The sequence below is a fragment of the Methylobacterium sp. J-088 genome (assembly GCF_022829295.1).
In the GTDB taxonomy this organism is placed as follows: Bacteria; Pseudomonadota; Alphaproteobacteria; order Rhizobiales; family Beijerinckiaceae; genus Methylobacterium.
Genome location: NZ_JAKSYH010000030.1, coordinates 1 through 250 on the forward strand (window position 1 = coordinate 1; position 250 = coordinate 250).

At 70.0% G+C, this 250-nt stretch carries 1 pseudogene; it reads left to right on the forward strand.

From position 1 onward, the window contains the following. A pseudogene (locus tag MKK63_RS02160) lies at positions 1–250 on the forward strand (transposase); the annotation flags it as partial.

The window sequence follows — 250 nt, forward strand, 5'->3', positions numbered from 1 at the left end:
TCTGCCCCGCCCTCGGCAAAGGGGACGGCCTCGTCATGCCCCGCTGCATCACCGCGGCGATGGCCTTTCGTCTCGAAGAGATCGCCCAGGCCGTCGCCCCCGGTGCGCACGCCGTGCTGCTGCTCGATCAGGCCGGGTGGCACACCACCAGGAAACTCGTCGCGCCCGCCAACATCACCCTGCCGCCCCTGCCGGCCCGCCCCCCGAACTCAACCCGGTCGAGAACCTATGGCAGTTCATGCGCGACAAC